Source organism: Novosphingobium sp. GW835-FHT14H07 (genome assembly GCF_058793515.1).
Genome location: NZ_JBXAFX010000009.1, coordinates 149,621 through 166,685, shown reverse-complemented (window position 1 = coordinate 166,685; position 17,065 = coordinate 149,621). Strand labels below are relative to the sequence as shown.

General features: G+C 64.3%; 16 protein-coding genes. 9 read left to right on the top strand and 7 right to left on the bottom strand.

All coding sequences use genetic code 11. From position 1 onward, the window contains the following. Positions 1-147 precede the first annotated feature (147 nt). The 7 genes from AC1Q5P_RS10880 (at position 148) to AC1Q5P_RS10850 (ending at position 9,768) form a co-directional block, all read left to right on the top strand. Positions 148-1,053, top strand: coding sequence for a DNA methyltransferase (locus AC1Q5P_RS10880; RefSeq protein ID WP_492518929.1), 906 nt, complete (start codon positions 148-150; stop codon positions 1,051-1,053). Next, a complete protein-coding gene (locus AC1Q5P_RS10875; RefSeq protein WP_492518928.1) occupies positions 1,053-4,010 on the top strand; it encodes a restriction endonuclease in 2,958 nt (985 codons plus the stop codon). The genes AC1Q5P_RS10880 and AC1Q5P_RS10875 overlap by 1 nt, the downstream gene beginning before the upstream one ends. A gap of 302 nt (positions 4,011-4,312) precedes the next feature. After that, entirely contained in the window at positions 4,313-5,248 is a 936-nt protein-coding gene (locus AC1Q5P_RS10870; RefSeq protein ID WP_492518927.1) for an NAD(P)H-binding protein, read from the top strand. A gap of 68 nt (positions 5,249-5,316) precedes the next feature. Continuing rightward, complete coding sequence (locus tag AC1Q5P_RS10865) at positions 5,317-6,732, top strand: FGGY-family carbohydrate kinase (protein ID WP_492518926.1); 1,416 nt, start codon at positions 5,317-5,319, stop codon at positions 6,730-6,732. Further along, positions 6,729-7,874, top strand: a complete 1,146-nt coding sequence (lldD, locus tag AC1Q5P_RS10860) for an FMN-dependent L-lactate dehydrogenase LldD (protein WP_193827838.1) — start codon at positions 6,729-6,731, stop codon at positions 7,872-7,874. The genes AC1Q5P_RS10865 and lldD overlap by 4 nt, the downstream gene beginning before the upstream one ends. Before the next feature lie 19 nt (positions 7,875-7,893). Continuing rightward, positions 7,894-8,967, top strand: coding sequence for an L-rhamnose/proton symporter RhaT (gene rhaT / locus AC1Q5P_RS10855; protein ID WP_492518925.1), 1,074 nt, complete (start codon positions 7,894-7,896; stop codon positions 8,965-8,967). Positions 8,968-8,994: 27 nt separating this feature from the next. Then, positions 8,995-9,768, top strand: a complete 774-nt coding sequence (locus AC1Q5P_RS10850; RefSeq protein WP_492518924.1) for a DeoR/GlpR family DNA-binding transcription regulator — start codon at positions 8,995-8,997, stop codon at positions 9,766-9,768. 3 nt (positions 9,769-9,771) lie between these two features. Here AC1Q5P_RS10850 and AC1Q5P_RS10845 read toward each other — a convergent pair whose 3' ends face one another. Then, a complete protein-coding gene (locus AC1Q5P_RS10845; RefSeq protein WP_492518923.1) occupies positions 9,772-10,032 on the bottom strand; it encodes a hypothetical protein in 261 nt (86 codons plus the stop codon). Between the two features lie 60 nt (positions 10,033-10,092). Here AC1Q5P_RS10845 and AC1Q5P_RS10840 point away from each other — a divergent pair, with 60 nt between their 5' ends. Continuing rightward, positions 10,093-10,335, top strand: coding sequence for a helix-turn-helix domain-containing protein (locus AC1Q5P_RS10840; protein ID WP_492518922.1), 243 nt, complete (start codon positions 10,093-10,095; stop codon positions 10,333-10,335). Between the two features lie 3 nt (positions 10,336-10,338). Here the strand turns inward: AC1Q5P_RS10840 and AC1Q5P_RS10835 are convergent, their stop codons facing one another. Genes AC1Q5P_RS10835 through AC1Q5P_RS10810 form a run of 6 tightly spaced genes read right to left on the bottom strand, consistent with a single transcriptional unit; the run spans position 10,339 to position 15,955 of the window. Then, entirely contained in the window at positions 10,339-10,803 is a 465-nt protein-coding gene (locus AC1Q5P_RS10835; protein WP_492518921.1) for a low molecular weight protein-tyrosine-phosphatase, read from the bottom strand. Further along, positions 10,800-11,813, bottom strand: a complete 1,014-nt coding sequence (locus AC1Q5P_RS10830) for an ACP S-malonyltransferase (protein WP_492518920.1) — start codon at positions 11,811-11,813, stop codon at positions 10,800-10,802. The genes AC1Q5P_RS10835 and AC1Q5P_RS10830 overlap by 4 nt, the downstream gene beginning before the upstream one ends. Next, positions 11,806-14,010 (bottom strand): dehydrogenase E1 component subunit alpha/beta, encoded by a 2,205-nt coding sequence (locus tag AC1Q5P_RS10825; RefSeq protein ID WP_492518919.1) that lies wholly within the window; start codon positions 14,008-14,010, stop codon positions 11,806-11,808. Before AC1Q5P_RS10825 ends, AC1Q5P_RS10830 begins: the two co-directional genes overlap by 8 nt. Before the next feature lie 45 nt (positions 14,011-14,055). Further along, the gene (locus tag AC1Q5P_RS10820) at positions 14,056-14,952 is read right to left on the bottom strand and encodes a carbon-nitrogen hydrolase family protein (protein ID WP_492518918.1); all 897 of its coding nucleotides are present in this window, start codon (positions 14,950-14,952) and stop codon (positions 14,056-14,058) included. Beyond that, positions 14,946-15,533, bottom strand: coding sequence for a GNAT family N-acetyltransferase (locus AC1Q5P_RS10815; protein WP_492518917.1), 588 nt, complete (start codon positions 15,531-15,533; stop codon positions 14,946-14,948). The genes AC1Q5P_RS10820 and AC1Q5P_RS10815 overlap by 7 nt, the downstream gene beginning before the upstream one ends. Then, on the bottom strand, positions 15,533-15,955 hold the full coding sequence (locus tag AC1Q5P_RS10810; protein WP_492518916.1) for a ketosteroid isomerase-related protein: 423 nt from the start codon (positions 15,953-15,955) through the stop codon (positions 15,533-15,535). The genes AC1Q5P_RS10815 and AC1Q5P_RS10810 overlap by 1 nt, the downstream gene beginning before the upstream one ends. A gap of 227 nt (positions 15,956-16,182) precedes the next feature. Between AC1Q5P_RS10810 and purC the strand changes: the two genes are divergently transcribed. After that, positions 16,183-16,968 carry a phosphoribosylaminoimidazolesuccinocarboxamide synthase gene (purC, locus tag AC1Q5P_RS10805; RefSeq protein ID WP_039332937.1) on the top strand — a complete coding sequence of 262 codons (786 nt, stop codon included), beginning with the start codon at positions 16,183-16,185 and terminating at the stop codon, positions 16,966-16,968. The last annotated feature ends 97 nt before the right edge of the window (positions 16,969-17,065 follow it).

Sequence of the window (17,065 nt, the reverse complement as noted above, 5' to 3'; positions counted from 1 at the left end):
TCATAGCTTCAATCCGAATGCTCACGCGCCGAACCGCAAGATATTGCTGGAATTGAGAAACTTCTGAATCAGGCACTTAGTGAAGAGACTATAAAAGAAAAAATTTCTGATGATGCAATAGTGTGGGGACAAGGTGACAGTTACCCCATGATCAAGCGTTTCTTATCAGAGGTTCAGGATGGCTTGGTTCCCATTACGATTTTCCATCGTACGTTTGCCGGTGACACTTCTCAGGCGAAGGGTGAAGTTGACGGTCTGTTCGGGGTCAATGCGGTATTCGATTATCCGAAGCCAACCAAGCTCATTCAACGACTGCTGCAGCTAGGCACGAAAGGTGACGACATTGTTATGGACTTTTTCGCCGGTTCAGGAACTACTGGGCATGCAGTCATGGGGCAAAATGGCGCAGACGGCGGAAATCGTCGCTATATCCTCGTGCAGCTTCCCGAACCACTTGATGCGGGCAAGGCAGAACAGAAAACAGCAGCTGACTTCTGTCACAAACTCGGCAAGCCATTTACCATCGCCGAGCTCACCAAGGAACGCCTGCGCCGTGCAGGAGCTAAGGTGAAGACCGACAACCCCAGTGCCCAGGTCGACACCGGCTTCCGCGTCTACAAGCTCGCCACATCGAACCTGAAGCCTTGGCAGCCGGGGGATGACCTGCAGGCAGACCTGCTCGATGCCACCGGCAACATCCTGCCCGGTCGTAGCGAGGATGATCTTCTTGTCGAACTTATGCTCAAAACCGGTATCGACCTTGCCATGCCGTCGCAGTCCCGCACCATTGCCGGGCGCACTGTCAACGTGTTTGGCGGCGGCACGTTGGTGGTGTGCCTTGCCGATATTCCGGCAGAGCAGGCCCGTCCGCTCGCCGATGGCATTGCCGATTGGCTGGCCGAGATTTCCCCGCCCGACAAGACGACCTTCTTCTTCAAGGACAGCGGCTTCGATCCAGGCGGCACCCGCGCCACCGAAACCCGCGCCAACCTCGCCGCCACCCTGCGCCAACGCCTCGGCGATGACGCCATCGAGAAGCTGGGTGCGATTTGATGAAGTTCGTCTTCGAGAAAGACCTGCCGCACCAGCGCGCCGCGATCGACGCGGTCCTTGACGTCTTCGGCGATGCCGCTGCGGGGTCGAAGGCCACGTTCACTGTCGCCCCGCTGGAGATCAAGGGCCAGATGGAGCTGGCTCAGAAGGGCGTGGGCATCGGCAATTTCTGCCCGCTGGAGGGCGATGACTGGCTCCCCAACATCCAGGCGGTGCAGCAAGGGAATGCGCTTGAGCCTGACAAGAAGTTCGGGGGGACCGACTTCACCATTGAAATGGAGACCGGCACCGGCAAGACCTATGTTTACCTGCGCTCCATCATCGAGCTGAACAAGCGCCACGGCTTCACAAAGTTCGTCATCGTCGTCCCCTCGGTCGCCATCCGTGAGGGCGTGAAGAAGTCGATCGAGCAGACCCGCGAACACTTCGCCAGCCAGTTCGATGGCGTCCGCCTGAACGACTTCGTCTACGACCGCGGCAAGCTTGGTCGCGTCCGCGAATTTGCCACGGCGGCAGACATTCAGGTCATGATCGTCACCATCCAGTCGATCAACAGCGCCAACAACGTCTTCTACGACGCCAATCAGGAAGCGCTGGGCGATCAGGCCGCAGCCGAGTGGGTGGCAAAGACCCGCCCCATCCTGATCGTGGACGAACCGCAATCGGTCGAAGGTGGGCTGAAGGGCGCTGGCCGCAAGGCACTGGCGGCGATGAACCCGCTCGCCATGTTCAAGTACACCGCAACCCCGGTGAACGTGGTGCACACGCTCTACCGCCTCGACGCCTTCGATGCCTTTCAGCTCGGCCTGGTGAAGCGTATCTGGGTGGATGGGGCGAGCATCAAGGACGCGGCGAACAGTCCTTATGTGCGGCTGGTCGAAGTGGAAGCGCGCAAGGGCCACGCACCGCGTGCAAAGATCGAGATCGACAAGCAATACGACGCGGGGCCGCGCCGCGAGCAAGTATGGGCTTACGATGGTCAATCCTTGCAGGACGACCTTTCTGGTGGCCGGGCGATCTACGCCGGACTCGAGATCGGTGACATCGATGCTGGCGCAAAGACGATGCAGCTCATGCTTCCTGGTGACATTCGCGTCATGAAGGCTGGGGAGGTTCATGGCGATGGCACTGGCGACAGCCTGACGACGGCGATGATCGCCCGCACCATCGAACACCACTTCCGCACCGAGCTGCGCAACCGCCCGCTGGGCATCAAGACGCTGTCGCTGTTCTTCGTACCGTCAGTCTCGGACTACCGCCTCTACACGCCCGAGGGGAAGAAGAACGGCCCGCTCGCAGAGGTGTTCGAGCGCGAGTACCGCAAGCTGGCGGCGCGGGCCGAGTTCAAGACGCTGTTCGTGGACATGCCAGCCGACCCCGTACGCGCCCATGGCGGGTATTTCAGCCAGGACAAGCATTCGGTCACCCCGTTCGAGGACAAGAAGTTTTCGAAGAGCACTGCCGACGACAAGGTGGAAGAACGCACCTTCGATCTTATCATGCGGGACAAGGAGAAGCTGCTGGACGAGGCAGAGCCCCTTCGCTTCCTGTTCAGCCACTCCGCCTTGCGTGAAGGCTGGGACAACCCCAACGTGTTCCAGATTTGCGCGCTGCGTGAAATGGCGACCGAGCGTTCGCGTCGGCAGTCTTTGGGCCGGGGCCTGCGCCTGCCGGTAGACAACCACGGTTTGCGCCGCCGCGATGAAGGCATCGCACGGCTCACAGTCATCGCCGACACCGACTACGCGACCTTCGCGGACGAATTGCAGACGGAGCTGGAGAAGGAAACCAAGCGCCCGTTCGGCCGCGCCAGCGTGGAAGTGCTCGCCAAGCTCTACTACCCCGTTGCCGGTGCCAACGAACCGCAGGTGCTTGGTGTGCAAGAAGCACGAGCCGTGTTCGAAGGCTGGGAGTCGGCAGGGCTGGTCGACAACCTTGGCCGCGTGACGGACGCTATGCGGGAAGCCGTCGCGACCGGCGCTGTGCCTTTGCCCGAAGCGCTAATCCCCGAAGCACGGATCGCGGTCAAAGCGCTTGCGGAACGACTGGTAACACGCCTCACGCACAACACGGAGACGAAGGTCCGGGTCGAGCGCAAGGAGGAGACCATTGCCTCGGACGCCTTTAGGGCGCTGTGGGCCAAGGTTTCCGCAAAGACGCGATACCGCCTGAGCTTCACCGACGATGACCTGATCGCGAAGGCCGTCGAGTTCCTGCAGCGCATGCCTGATCCTGCCACTGCGCGGGTCACCTGGGCCAGTGCAGAGCTTATCATCGCTCGTGACGGCGTCGAAACTGGCAAGGCTCGCATCGGCCAGGCGAAGCACATAGGCGGGTTCTCGGGTCCTATGCCGGACATTCTCTCGGAGCTGGCGGCTCGGACCGAGCTACCCCGGCGGGTCGTGGCGCAAATCCTTGTAAAGTCGGAACGGCTGCACTGGGCGAAGGACAACCCCTCAGCCTTCGTAGAGCTGGCTCATAAGGCCATCGCCCTCGCGCGACGGGACGTCCTGACGACCGGCATCACCTACGAACGCACCGGCGAGCATTTCGAGCAGAGCCTGTTCGAACCGTTCGAGGCTGACGAGGAAGACCTGGTGGCCGTTGACCATGCGCCAACGACGCACATCCGCGTGGACTCCAAGACGATCGAACGCCCGATCGCCGAGACGCTCGACAGCGCAGAACAGGTGGGCCTGTTCGCCAAGCTGCCCTCAGGCTTCAAGATCGACACACCGCTGGGCACGTACAACCCCGACTGGGCGGTGACAGGGGGTAGCAACGAAGCGCCCATGGTGCACCTCGTGTCCGAGTCCAAAAGCGACTTCACCGCGTTGCGGGACAACGAATATGCCAAGGTTCGCTGCGGGGAAGCACACTTCAAGGCGATTGGCGTCGAGTACGTGAAGGCCGTTAGCGCTGAGGACATCCTGGAGCGACTGGTTGATGAAGGCTAAGGGCTGGATAAGCCGTGAGTTGGGCGTCCTATCATGGGCGCACACCTGCGAACGATGACGAAGGAAGCGGTGGAAAAAATGGGGTAGCCTGATGGCGCTGGGGGCCTTTTTGGGGGCCTCAACCAAAAACCGCGTTAGAAATATCAATATTACGCAACATCTTACGCGATTTTCGCGGTTCCGTCCCCGGCACCATTTCCATCGATCTTCACATCGCCGCTTGATCGCCTTTGCGATCTGCTTGACTGTTCCCGCCTGAGGCCTGTTCGTCGGTGGGCCGGGAGGAAGCGATGCGGGTCTGCGTGGCTGGGGGGACGGGGACAATCGGGCGTGCGGTAGTTCGCAATCTGGCGAAGCGCGGGCATGTGGTCAGTTGCCTTACGCGACGGCCGGATGACGGTCTGGCAGCGATTGCGGAAGTCATCCTCGCCGACCTGTCATACACAAACGTCTTGTGGCGCACCTTCGGTGAAGGTCGGTTCGATGCGGTCATCTCGTGCATCGCTTCGCGCACCGGAGTGCCGGGCGATGCCTGGGCGGTGGACCACCGGGCCAACCTCAACCTGCTCGATGCCGCGAAGGAGGCTGGCATTGGGCACTTCGTGCTGCTTTCGGCCATCTGCGTTCAGAAGCCGCTGCTGGCGTTCCAGCATGCCAAGCTGGCGTTCGAGGCTGCGCTTGTCGCATCCGGCATCCGCTATTCGATCGTCCGCCCTACCGCCTTCTTCAAATCGCTCTCCGGACAGATCGAACGGGTCAAGGCCGGAAAACCGTTTCTCGTCTTCGGCAACGGCGAATTGACCGCCTGCAAGCCGATCAGCGATGGCGATCTTGCAGCCTACATTGCCGAGTGCCTCGAGCATGAGGAGCGCTGGAACCGCGTGCTGCCGATCGCTGGCCCCGGCCCTGCGCTGACTCCGCGTCAGCAGGGCGAAGCGCTGTTTGCGATGCTCGGAAAGGAGCCGCGCTTCCGCTCGGTGCCGCTGGGGCTGCTCGACACGATTGCCGGGATCCTCGGCCTCGCTGGCAAGGTCATTCCGAGCCTGGCGACCAAAGCGGAACTGGCGCGGATCGGGCGGTACTATGCCAGCGAATCGATGCTGGTGCTCGATCCGGCAACGGGCCGCTACGATGCCGATGCCACCCCATCGACGGGCAGCGACACCCTGTTCGACCATTATCGCGCCGTGCTGGATGGCCGTGCCAGCGTCGATCGCGGCGATCACGCGGTCTTCTGAGTTTTTGCTGGAAACGATCATATTTGATTGCTATTGATCGTTTATTGAAAAGTCTGCGGGAGAGCGCAGTGCCATCAGGCGCAACCATCGTCATCGATCTCGGCAAGACGCTGAGCAAGGTCAGCCTGTGGGACGCGGGCGGGACGATGCTCGACCGTCAGGTGCGCCCCAACGTACCGCTGGAAATGGGCGGGATCCGTCGGCTCGATGCGCCCGCAACCGGCAAGTGGCTGATCGAGACGCTGGCTCGCTACGCCCATGCCCCGGTGGAGACGATCGTGCCGGTCGGCCACGGCGCGGGCGTGGTCGCGCTGGTCGATGGTGCGATGGCATTCCCGCCATTCGATTACGAGCAGGCCCTGCCGCCCGAGATCATGGCCGAATACCGCGCCCAGCGCGATGCCTTTGGCATGACCGGCTCCCCCGCTCTGCCCGATGGCCTGAACTTCGGCAGCCAGCTGTGGTGGATGGAGCGCCTGGCGCCCGAGGCGATGGCCCGCGCCACGTTGCTGCCCTGGGCGCAATACTGGGCGTGGTTCCTCACCGGCAATGCGTTGAGCGAAGTGACCAGCCTTGGCTGCCATTCAGACTTGTGGTGCCCGCAGGAGGCTGACTTCTCGCCCATGGCCAAGCGCCTCGGCTGGGCCGAGCGCTTTGCCCCGCTCGCCCGCGCCGGCGATACCGTCGGCAAGATCCGCCCGGAGATTGCCGCGCAAACCGGTCTTTCTCCAAACGTCCGCGTGCTCGCCGGCCTGCACGATTCCAACGCCGCCCTGCTCGCCGCGCGCGGCTTTGCCGAGATTGCCGATCATGAGGCCACCGTGCTGTCCACCGGCACCTGGTTCATCGGTATGCGTTTGCCCGCAACGCCGGTCGATACGGCGAGCCTGCCCGAGGGCCGCGACTGCCTCGTCAACATAGACGTGCATGGCCGCCCCGTCCCCTCGGCGCGCTTCATGGGCGGTCGCGAGATCGAGACGCTGATCGAGATCGATACCCGCCGCGTCGACATCAAGCCTGACCAGCCAGCAATGCTCGCCGCCGTCCCGGAAGTTCTGCGCGCCTCCCGCATGGTCCTGCCCACCCTGATGCGCGGTTTCGGCCCCTATCCGCAGGGCACCTTCGGCTGGGTCAACCGCCCGGAGGACTGGTACGAGCGCCGCGCCGCCGCCTGTCTCTATGCCGCGCTGGTCGCAGACACCTCGCTGGACCTGATCGGCTCGTCAGAACGCCTGCTGGTCGAAGGCCGTTTTGCCGAGGCCGAGGTCTTCGTGCGCGCGCTTGCCGCCCTTCGCCCCGACACCGCCGTCTATACCGCCAACGCCCACAACGACGTGTCGTTCGGCGCGCTGCGCCTGATCGATCCTTCGCTCAAGCCACAGGGCGAACTGGTGCGCGTCCAGCCGCTTGACGGCGACCTCGACACCTACCGCAACCACTGGCACGCCGAGATCGACGCCGTTTCGAAGAGAACCGCCGCATGATCGCCGCCTCCATATCGGACTTCCGCGAACTCGCCCGCCGCCGCCTGCCGCACTTCCTGTTCGAATACATCGACGGCGGCTCCTACAGCGAGACGACGCTCAGGCGGAATGTCGAGGACTTGCGCGATATCGCCCTGCGCCAGCGCGTGCTTCGCGACGTATCGGGGCTTGACCTGTCGACCGAACTGTTCGGCCAGAAGCTTGCTCTGCCTGTCGCCCTCGCCCCCATCGGCCTTGCCGGGATGAACGCGCGGCGCGGCGAATGCCAGGCAGTGCGCGCAGCCGAAACGGCTGGCATCCCTTTCACCCTCTCCACCGTCTCGGCCTGCTCGCTCGCCGAGGTGGCCAAGGCGGCAGCCAGGCCCTTCTGGTTCCAGCTCTACATGACCCGTGACCGCGGCTTCATGCGCGAATTGCTGCAGGAAGCGGTGGAGCTGAATTGCTCGACGCTGGTCTTCACCGTCGACATGCCGGTGCCGGGGAGCCGCTATCGCGACTATCACTCAGGCCTCGCCGGTGCCTCCGGGCTAACCGGCGCCATCCGCCGCACCCTGCAGGGCGCAGTGAAGCCTGCCTGGGCGTGGGATGTGGGCGTGATGGGCCGCCCGCATGGCCTCGGCAACGTGATCCGCAAGCTTGAGGGCAAGACCGGGATCGAGGACTTCTTCGCGTGGATGCGCGAGAACTTCGACAGTTCGATCTCGTGGAAGGACCTCGATTTCATCCGCTCCGAATGGAAGGGGCCGCTGGTCATAAAGGGCCTGCTCGATGCCGAGGACGCGGTGGAAGCGGCAAACCTCGGCGCCGATGGCATCGTCGTTTCCAACCACGGCGGCCGCCAATTGGATGGCGTGCCCTCCACCGCACGCGCTCTGCCTGCCATTGCCGAGGCCGTGGGCGACCGGCTGACCGTGCTCGCCGATGGCGGCGTGCGTTCGGGGCTCGACGTGGTGCGCCTGCTCGCGCTTGGCGCAAAGGGCGTGCTGCTCGGCCGCGCCTGGGTCTTCGCCCTTGCCGCGCAGGGACAGCAAGGCGTCGAGCACATGCTCCGCCTGATCGAGGCCGAAATGCGCGTCGCCATGACGCTGACTGGCGTGAAAAGCATCAGCGAGATCGACCGCTCGATCCTCGTGAAGCCATAAGAACAAGGGACAGGAACCGATGGGCGCGAACCCGCTGCTGGGCGTAATCTTTCACTGGATCGGGGGCTTCTCCTCGGCCAGCTTCTATGTCCCCTACAAGCGCATCAAGTTGTGGTCGTGGGAGGTGTTCTGGCTGGCAGGCGGCCTGTTCTCCTGGGCGATCGCGCCGTGGCTGTTCGCCTCGATCCAGACGAACGACCTCATTGGCGTCCTCTCCGCAACGCCGCGAGAAACGCTGATGTGGTGCTGGTTCTGGGGGGCAATGTGGGGCTTCGGCGGGCTGACCTTCGGCCTGACCATGCGCTATCTCGGCCTCTCGCTCGGTATGGCCGTGGCCTTGGGGCTGACCACCGTGATCGGCACGATGGGACCGCCGATCTTTGACGGCACACTGGGTGCCATCGCGGCAACGACCAGCGGCAAGCTGACGCTCATTGGCATCCTGATCACGCTGGCGGGCATCGTCGTGGTCGCACGCGCCGGCAATGCCAAGGAAGCCGACCTCGGTGGCGCAGCATCGGAGGGCGTGGCCGAATTCAACCTTCGCAAGGGCTTGCTGATCGCGACCTTCTCGGGCGTGATGTCCGGCTGTTTTGCCTGGGGCCTTGCCGCGGGCCAGCCGATCCGTGACCTGACGCTGGCCGCAGGCACAGATCCGCTTTCCCAGGGTCTCCCGGTACTCTGCGTGGTCCTTGCGGGCGGCCTCACCACCAACGCACTGTGGTGCGCCTGGCTGATCGCGAAGAACCGCAGCTTCGGCCAGTTCTTCGGCGCAGCCTCGCCAGAGGCACAGCCGGGCGAACGTCCCAACCTGCTGGCCAACTGGCTGCTGGCCGCCTTGGGCGGCACGCTATGGTACGGCCAATTCTTCTTCTACACCATGGGCGAGAGCCAGATGGGCGAATACGGCTTCTCCTCGTGGACGCTGCACATGGCCTCGATCATCCTCTTCTCCACCCTCTGGGGCTTTGCGCTCAAGGAATGGAAGGGCGCATCGCCCCGCACCCGCGCGCTGGTGTGGACCGGTATCGGCCTCCTCGTCGGCTCGACCATCGTGATCGGCGCTGGCAACATGCTGCAGGCGAGTGCATAAGCGCCAAGTTAGGGACGATGGGGCACCATGCACGCGGCAGAACGGGAAAGACGCATCTTCGAGGCGCTGCGGCCAACCGGCTTTGTCAGCTATCGCGATCTCGAAGTCCTGCTCGATGCCTCGCCCGCGACGATCCGGCGGGACCTGACACGGCTCGAGGAGTCCGGCCAGATCGTCCGCGTTCACGGTGGAGCCAAGCTTCCCGAAACCGAAGATGCCGGTGGGCCGCGCCTTCTCGGCACCTCGTTCGATCAGAACATTACCCAGAACCTCGGCCCAAAGCAGGCAATCGGCAAGGCTGCAGCGGCGCTGTGCAGCCCAAGCGAAGGCGTGATGATCGATGGCGGCACAACCACGCTGCAGATGTGCCCCCATCTCGACGGTCTCGGACTGCAGGTGCTGACCAACTCGCTGCACATCGTCAACGCACTGCTCCCGCAGGCAGGCACGCGCATCCTGCTGCCATCGGGCGCAGTGTTTCGCGAACAGAACATCATCCTTGCCCCCGCCGGCGAGGAATCGATGCCACGCTTCCACGCCCCCCGCCTGTTCATGGGTGCCGCCGCCATCGGCCCGCAGGGCGCGATGCAGGCAGACCCGGTGCTGGTCGCCGCCGAACGTCGCCTGATCGACCGTGCCGAGGAAGTGATCCTCCTCGTCGACAGCAGCAAGTTCCGCAGCCAGTCGGGCACCATCGTCTGCGGTCTGGACGAGATCGACACCGTGATCACCGACAGCGGCATAACGCCGGACATGGCCAAGGCCCTGCAGGACGCTGGTGTCAAGCTGGTGGTGGTTTAACCGTTACTTCGCCTGCCCGCGCATTTCCAGATAGGCCGCTTCGCGCGCTTCCGGCGAAAGCGTGAGAAGATAGCGGCTCGCCTCCCTGAACGTCAGGAACGGCTTGCCATCCACCACGATCGGCACGGTCCGCCCGTTGTAGATCCGCCGCAGCAATCGGCGTTGCGGTCTGGTGAGCGATGCGTCGGCCCTACCAGGTTCGGGGTCAGGATCGGTTTCAGATCCGGCTTCAAGTTCCGTTTCAAGGCCCGTTTCAATGTTCATCTCAGGGCCTATAGGGCACAGGATCATCGCCCGCCAATTCAATCGGGCAGAGGAGACAGAATGAGCGCCCCGTTCACCGAAACCGAACTGTCCGAGCATTTCGCCCACTGCATTCAGGTGCTTGGCGGCACGACCGCTGCCAGCCGCCGGCTCGGCATCGACGAGCGCGCGATCAGGCGCTTCGTCACCGGCGAAAAGCCCATTTCCGAAAGGCTGATGCAGGACACGGCAACCGTGCTGCGGGCGCTGATTGAGGAAGCCTCCGCTGCCGAAGCGCGGATCACGGCGGCCTTGGGCGCCTGACTCTCAACGCAAGTAGCGCTTCACCAGCCGCTCCGCCGCTGCGCTGACGTCGGCCCAGGCCTGCTCGAAATCGTCCTCGTCGCCATAGTAGGGATCGATCACCGCCGTACCCTTGCGGCCAGGCACCAGGTCCATCAGCAGCCCAACTTCGGCAATGTGGCGCGAAGGCTCGATCCGGCGCAGGTCCTTGAGGTTCTGCTGGTCGAGCGCGAAGATGTGGCCGAAGCGGTGGAAGTCTTCCGTCGTGACCTGCCGTGCGCGGTAGCTTGAGATATCGAGGCCGTGCTTCCGCGCGGTTTCCTGCGCCCGGGGATCGGGCGGTCGGCCGACATGCCAGTCACCGGTCCCCGCGGAATCGATGGTCATCGCCACGCCCGCTGCCACCGATTGCGCGCGCAAGGCCGCCTGGGCGAGAGGCGAGCGGCAGATGTTTCCAAGGCAGACGAACAGTATTGACGGTTGGCTCACGGGATCACGATACTCCGCTGGCTGGGTCTCCCCAGGCCAATCAGGAACGGATCCTCTCCCTGCCGCGCAGTGAACATGCTTCGTGACGCGATGTCCATCCATTTTCGAGCAATCAGCACCTGCCCGATAGCCCCGCCCAGCGTCTCCCCCGGTCCTAGCAGAACGACCCGGTCGGGCGCGAATTCGCGAATGCCCACGGTCATCGCAGCGGTGAAGTCGTAGGGGGCCAGGATCTGGTGCCCGAAAGTATAGTCCCACAGCGCCTCGCGGGCACTTTCGAACCGCCGCCACACCTTCCCTCGCCCGTCGATCAGCGGCACCTGCGGGTGATCGAACCAGTCCGCCGGAAACTGCGCCCGCGCCGCATCGCTGCTCTGCTGCATTAGCGGCGTGTGGAACGGCCCATGCCCAGCGAGCCGCATCGGCGGGCGCGAAAGCGGCGGCAAGTCCTTCTCGAACGCATCGAGCGCCGCAACCGGCCCCGCGACAACCAGCATTCCCCCCAGCCGGATCGAGGGCAGCACGCCGTGCCGCGCCATTGCCGCTTCAACCTCGGCCTGCAGTGCAGGATCGACCGTCCAATCCTCCCCCGCCAGCACCAGCACCGACTGTCCACCCGGCTCATGGCGCTGCGAATTGATCCCCATGCCATCGGCAATGGCAAAGCCATGCTCGGGCGAAACCGCCCCGGCACAGGCCAGCGCCGTGTACCAGCCCATCGAATTGCCGGTCACCGCGACGATCTCGAACCGCTCGCGGTCGATCTCGAGAAAATCCAGCCAGGCACAGGCGTGGATCAGCGGCGCCGCATTGTCCCCCCGCAAGTGCGCAGGCGTGAACTTCGCCGCCCCATCCAGTGCCGACAAGGTCTCCTTGCCCGCCTCGCCCCGCATCGCATCGAACCGCGCCAACCACTCCGACCCGGCATGATGCCGCCCCAGATAGCCCAGTTCCGGGGCATTGTAGGTGCCCCGCCCGGGGCAGACGACAAGGACGGTTTCCTTAGCCACGCACCATCTCCAGCACCTTGGCCACGATCCCGTCCCGGCTCGGCAGGGTATGCGTCGCCGCGCGCGCCAGCGGGATGAAGCTGTCCATCGCAGCCATGCGTGCAATTGCCTTGCCCGGCGCGCGTTCGGCCAGAAGCGCCATCAGCGCCTCGTTCTGCCCACCGGTGATGCGGCATTCGTCCACCACCAGCACGCGCGAACAGGGCGCGACAGTCTCGATCACGGCATCTTCGTTCACCGGCCCCAACCAGCGCAAGTCGATCACGCGCACGTCCACGCCCTGCTCGGCCAGCAACTTGCGCGCCTGCAGCGAAAGATAGAATCCGTTGCCGTAAGTCACGATGGCGACAGCGGTGCCCTCGCCCGCGACACCGATCTGCCCGAAGGCAATCGCGCCCTCACCCGGCGGCTGATAGACGCTCGCCCACAAGCCATCCCCCGGCTCGTGCAAGTCCCGCGTCATGTAGAGCGCGATCGGCTCCACGAAGACGACGACGCGGCTCTCCTCATGCGCCAGCCGCACGCATTCACGCAGCATTGCCACCGCATCGCGCCCATTGGACGGCACCGCCAGCACCACCCCCGGAATGTCGCGGAAGACGGCCAGCGAATTGTCGTTGTGGAAGTGCCCGCCAAAGCCCTTCTGGTATGGCAGCCCGGCGATGCGCACGACCATCGGGTTGGTGTATTGCCCGTTCGAGAAGAACGACAGCGTCGCCGCCTCGCCCCGGATCTGGTCCTCGGCATTGTGGACATAGGCGAGGAACTGGATCTCCGGCATCGGCAGCAGACCATTATGCGCCGCGCCAATCGCCAGCCCGAGGATCGCCTGCTCATCCAGCAAGGTATTGATCACCCGCGCCGAGCCGAACCGCGCATGCAGCTTCTGCGTGGCGGCATAGACCCCGCCCTTCGGCCCCACATCCTCTCCGCAGACGATCGCGTTGGGATACTGCAACAGCAGGTCCGCCATCGCCCAGCTGATCAGCCTTGCCATATGCTGCGGCTTGTCCATCGCGGCGGCATCGTCGGCAAAAAGCGCAGCACGGTCCTGCGGCGGGGCCAGCGGCCTCTCCACACCTTCGCGCTTCGGCGGCACGATGCTGGCCATCACCGCCGCCGCATCCGGCAGCTTGGGCCGCCGGATCGCCAGCTCCACCTGCCGCTCCAGCGTCGCCTCGATCTCGTCATAGACCGCGCGGACCTCTGGCGCGGTCATCACGCCTTCCTCGATCAGCAGCGCCGCGCTCGCCAGCAGCGGATCGCGCTCTTCCTCGGCCCGCACTTCTTCCTTCGTGCGATAGGAAAGCTGCACGTCGTTCCCGGCATGGCCGTAAAGCCGCACCGTCTTCATGTGCAGGAACACCGGCTTCCTCTGCCGCCGCGCCATCTGTTCGGCCTCGCGCGCCGCACGCATCGTATCGACAAGGTCCGAGCCATCACACCCGATGTAGTGCAGCCCTGCCCGCCCCGAGAAGTTCGCCTCGATCCACCCCGGCGGCGTCCGCGTGGAAATGCCGATGCCATTGTCTTCGCACAGGAAGATGATCGGCATGGGCGTACCCTGGAATGCCGCCCAGCACGCGGTATTGATCGCGCCCAGCGCGGTCGAATGATTGGCGCTGGCATCGCCAAAGCTGCACAACACCACGCCGTCCTTCGACAGAACCGTATCGCTCCAACCCATGCGCCGCGCGATGCCGATGGAGAACGCGGCTCCCACCGCCTTGGGCAGGTGGCTGGCGATGGTCGAAGTCTGCGGCGGGATGAACAGGCGCTTCGATCCCAACACCTTGTGCCGCCCGCCCGAGATCGGGTCTTCCATGCTCGCGGCAAAGCTCAGCAGCATGTCCCACGCCGGGTTCTCGCCCGGCACGCGGTGGGCGCGGTGGATCTGGAACGCAGCGTCACGATAATGAAGGAACGCCATGTCGTCGATGCGCAGCACTTCGGCCAGCACCGCATTGCCCTCGTGGCCCGAGGAGCCGATCGTATAGAACCCCTCGCCCCGCGCCTGCAGCTTGCGGCTCATCCGGTCGAGCTGGCGCGACAGCGCCTGCGAACGGAACAGCGCCGCCGCCCGCTCCGGCGCCAGCCCCACGTCCTTCAGCCCGAGGTTCGAGCGCCTGCGCGCCGTGCCGTTTTCCAGTGCATCAAGGAACTGCCGGTGAACCTGCTCGGCGGCATCAAGCGACATTGCGGATGGTTTCCCTCGTAACGAACCCGCGTGATAGCCGCCCGTCTAGCGCAAGTCCACGACCTCCACCGGCGGCAAGGCCACTGCCCCCGGCTGCTCCCCCCAATGCCGCGCATTGAGCACGCCACCATCGGCGCGCAGTTCGGCCACCAATGCCGTATCGACTTCCGCAAAGACCCATTGCGGCGCCCCTTCCACGCCGATCGCCAGCACGCCATCTTCAGGCATTCCGCGATCCGGTGGCCCATAGACCCCCGCCGCGCCGCGGTTCTCGTCAACGGCAGGAGACCACGCCGCCTCGCCCACGGTCGGCGAATGCACCGCATAGCATTGCCCCTCCAGCGCGCGGGCCAGCGCCCCGATCCGCACGCGCCAGTAGCCATGCAGCGTATCCGTGCACGAAGGCACCAGCAGCACTTCTGTCCCTGCTTCCACGCAGGCCCGCGCCAACAACGGAAACTCGCTGTCATAGCAGATCGAAACCGCCAGCCTTCCCAGCGCCGTATCGAACACCCGCAACGTGGCACCGGCGGCTATGTCCCACTGCTCCCGCTCGAACCGGGTCATCACCAGCTTGTCCTGAACCGAGGACTTGCCATTCGGCGCAAACAGCCGCGCGGCATTGCGAAAGCGCCCGTCCGCATCCTTGCGCGGTGCCGAGGCTGCCAGAATATGTAGGCCGGTTCGCGCCGCAAGTTGGCCATGCAGTGCATCTACACGCGGCAGCAGCGCCGAAACCGTCTCGATCGACCCCGCCAGATCGCCCATCGTCGCCGGATCAAGGCTCGCCAGTTCCATCGCCCCATATTCGGGAAACACGGCGAGCTTGGCACCCTGCGCTGCGGCCTCTTCCACCCACCGCGTCAGCTTGTCCTCATACGCCTCCCAGCTGTCCAACCGGTCAATCGGATACTGCGCAGCGGCGACGGTGAAGCTTACCATTGGCGCATCCAATATTGCATGAGGTTGACCCGCTCGGCCTCGTCGCCATGCTCCTTCCACGCAAGCTCGGTGGTCAGGTCCGGAACCACGGCATAGCCGCGCCGCGCCCAGAAGGCATCGAGGGGCGAATAGTCTTGCGGCTTGGCCGGATGGTCGTCAGCCCGCACCACGGCAGCAAAGCAGGCCGCATTCGCCCCGCACGCCACGGCCTGCGCCTCGCGCTGATCGAAGAACGCATGCCCGATCCCGTGCCCGCGATACTCCGGCAGCAGCACGCTTTCGCCGAAATAGAACAGCCGCGCCGTATCGATTCCCCGTGCCTCGAAGGGTCTGCGAAACTCCGCCTTCTGGTGCATCATCGGCGCCGCCGTGGCCGCGCCGACTATCCGCGCCCCATCGAACGCTGCCACCAGCACCGCATCGGGCGCAGCGGCATATTCGGTCAGATAGTCCGCTTCATAGGCCGCATCGCCATCATAGAGATAGGGATAGGCCGCAAAGACCGTGATCCTCAAGGCGGCCAGATCATCCAGCGCCGCCGCGATCTCGTTTCCGGTCAGCGGCCGAACCTCGATCCCCATTACCCGACGACCTGCTTCGTCCAGTCGCCAAGGTTGTAGTACATGGTCAGCCGCGTGATCTTGCCGCCCTCGATCGCGAGGAACGCCCCGGCCGGCAGCACATAGGTCTGCCCGTTGGCCTCGGGCAGTCCTTCGTCGGTCGCCAGATATTGCCCGTGCACCACGAACTCCGCAGCCGCCCGCGTGCCGTCCTCGCTGGCCATCAGCACGATGTCTTCCAGCCGCTCCTTGTAGCAGCGTTCCATGTGCTTCAGAAATTCGGCGAACGCCGCCTTGCCCACAACTCGCTCGCCCTGGTTGATATCGTGCGCCACATCGTCGCTCAGGCACTCGAGCATCCCCTCCCAATGGCCGGCATTGAAGGCGGCGTAATAGCGGGCCAGCAGGGCAATCGCGTCAGTACGGGCGGCAGGGCTGGTCATGACAGGTGTCTCCTTTGCCGTCCGATCTAGCGCCACCCACCCTGCCAATCCAGCACCCTGCCCTGCAAGGCTCCATTGCACAGGTGCGCGGAATTGCACTTTGGCGCGTGTTCGCCTATGGGCGGCAAGAACGCCCCGGCGCTTGCGATGGATTCGCCTCCAACGCGATGCCGGGGTTTTGTATTCTGGCCGGGCCGCTGCCCGGCGCCGTGCAGGAAGACGTTATCATGTCCCGTCGCCGCCAGATCTACGAAGGCAAGGCCAAGATCCTTTACGAAGGCCCCGAACCGGGCACGATCATCCAGTACTTCAAGGATGATGCCACTGCCTTCAACGCGCAGAAGCGCGGCACGATCAACGGCAAGGGCGTGATCAACAACCGCATCAGCGAGTACGTGTTCACGCGCCTCGCCCACATTGGCATTCCCACCCACTTCATCCGCCGCCTGAACATGCGCGAACAGCTCGTGCGCCAGGCAGAGATCATCCCGATCGAAGTGGTCGTGCGTAACATCGCCGCGGGCTCGATCTCAAAGCGTCTCGGCATCGAAGAGGGTGAACCGCTGCCGCACACCCTGATCGAATACTACTACAAGGACGATGCGCTGGGCGATCCGATGATCGCCGAAGAGCACATCGCCTGCTTCGGCTGGGCATCGAACGAGGAAATGCAGGACATCTCCTCGATGGCCATCCGCGTGAACGATTTCCTCTGCGGCATGTTCGCGGCGATCAACATCAGCCTCGTCGATTTCAAGCTCGAATTCGGCCGCATCTGGGACGGCGACTACAGCCGCGTGATCCTCGCTGACGAAATCAGCCCCGACGGTTGTCGCCTCTGGGACATGACCACCGGCGAAAAGCTCGACAAGGACCGCTTCCGCCGCGACCTCGGCGGCGAAGAGGAAGCCTACCAGGAAGTCGCCCGCCGCCTCGGCCTGCTCGAGAACGACGGCGGCCCAAGCGAAGTCTTCGACCTCGGCGCCCACCGCAAGCTCCGCGGGAAGAAGTAAGCTTCAGTCCCTGCGCTGACAAACAAGACCCCCTTCGGCAACGGAGGGGGTTTTTATTTGTGCAGTCCCACCTCAATCCCGCTCGCCCTGAGCCCGT

Coding starts and splice junctions, on each gene's coding strand:
- AC1Q5P_RS10845 (WP_492518923.1), bottom strand. CDS start 10,032: ATGAACATTGAAACGGGCCTTGAAACGGAACTTGAAGCCGGATCTGAA.
- rhaT (WP_492518925.1), top strand. CDS start 7,894: ATGGGCGCGAACCCGCTGCTGGGCGTAATCTTTCACTGGATCGGGGGC.
- AC1Q5P_RS10815 (WP_492518917.1), bottom strand. CDS start 15,533: ATGGGGATCGAGGTTCGGCCGCTGACCGGAAACGAGATCGCGGCGGCG.
- AC1Q5P_RS10840 (WP_492518922.1), top strand. CDS start 10,093: ATGAGCGCCCCGTTCACCGAAACCGAACTGTCCGAGCATTTCGCCCAC.
- lldD (WP_193827838.1), top strand. CDS start 6,729: ATGATCGCCGCCTCCATATCGGACTTCCGCGAACTCGCCCGCCGCCGC.
- AC1Q5P_RS10875 (WP_492518928.1), top strand. CDS start 1,053: ATGAAGTTCGTCTTCGAGAAAGACCTGCCGCACCAGCGCGCCGCGATC.
- AC1Q5P_RS10850 (WP_492518924.1), top strand. CDS start 8,995: ATGCACGCGGCAGAACGGGAAAGACGCATCTTCGAGGCGCTGCGGCCA.
- AC1Q5P_RS10810 (WP_492518916.1), bottom strand. CDS start 15,955: ATGACCAGCCCTGCCGCCCGTACTGACGCGATTGCCCTGCTGGCCCGC.
- AC1Q5P_RS10820 (WP_492518918.1), bottom strand. CDS start 14,952: ATGGTAAGCTTCACCGTCGCCGCTGCGCAGTATCCGATTGACCGGTTG.
- AC1Q5P_RS10880 (WP_492518929.1), top strand. CDS start 148: ATGATCAAGCGTTTCTTATCAGAGGTTCAGGATGGCTTGGTTCCCATT.
- AC1Q5P_RS10825 (WP_492518919.1), bottom strand. CDS start 14,010: ATGTCGCTTGATGCCGCCGAGCAGGTTCACCGGCAGTTCCTTGATGCA.
- purC (WP_039332937.1), top strand. CDS start 16,183: ATGTCCCGTCGCCGCCAGATCTACGAAGGCAAGGCCAAGATCCTTTAC.